We start from the raw sequence: 720 nt of genomic DNA, 5'->3' as shown, positions 1-720 counted from the left end.
GGGAGCGGCGCTCACTGGCCCGGTTCAGCTGGCCGTGGCGGTGTGTTCGCGCATGTTCACCTCGCCGGTCTCGATCCAGAGGGTGTTGTGGACGATGCGGTCCATGATCGCGTCGGCGTGGACTCCTGAGCCGAGGCGCTGGTGCCAGTCCTTCTTCGCGTACTGGGTGCAGAACACCGTCGAGGTGGCGTCGTAACGCCGTTCGAGGAGCTCGAGCAGCATGCTTCGGACGTCATCCGTGGGCGGGTCTAGGAGCCATTCGTCGATCACGAGGAGCGTGAACGTGGAGTACTTCCGTAGCCACTTCTCTCTTCCCGCTGGCCGGTCCTTCGCGGCGGCCCAGGTCTCTTCGAGGTCGGGCATGCGGATGTAGTGGGCGCGGTAGCGGTGCTGGCAGGCCTGCTTCGCCAACGCTGACCCGAGGTAGGACTTCCCCGAGCCGGTGAAGCCTTGGAACACGACGTTCTGCTGCCGGGTGATGAACTGGCAGGTCCCGAGCTGCGCGATCACACCCCGGTCGAGGCCGCGCTGCTCGAGCATGTCGACCCTGCGGAGGTCCGCGTTCGGGTAGCGGAGCCCAGCGCGCCGGATCAGGCCTTCGACTTTGGAGTGGGTGAACGCGGCGTGGGCGTCGTCGACGGCGAGCTTGATCCGCTCCTCGAACACCATCCCCAACGTGAGGGTGTCGTCCTGGACCTCGAGCGCATCGACCAGCGAGGA

At 66.2% G+C, this 720-nt stretch carries 1 protein-coding gene; it reads right to left on the bottom strand.

The genetic code is table 11. The annotated features are described in order from the left end of the window. Positions 1 to 24 precede the first annotated feature (24 nt). Positions 25 to 720: ATP-binding protein (locus tag IEX31_RS18495; RefSeq protein ID WP_188744848.1), on the bottom strand; the 696-nt coding region annotated here is incomplete at its 5' end.

It is taken from the genome of Agromyces bauzanensis, assembly GCF_014645655.1.
GTDB lineage: Bacteria > Actinomycetota > Actinomycetes > Actinomycetales > Microbacteriaceae > Agromyces > Agromyces bauzanensis.
Note: the sequence above shows the minus strand (reverse complement) of the source record. Positions and strands in the feature narration are given on the sequence as shown.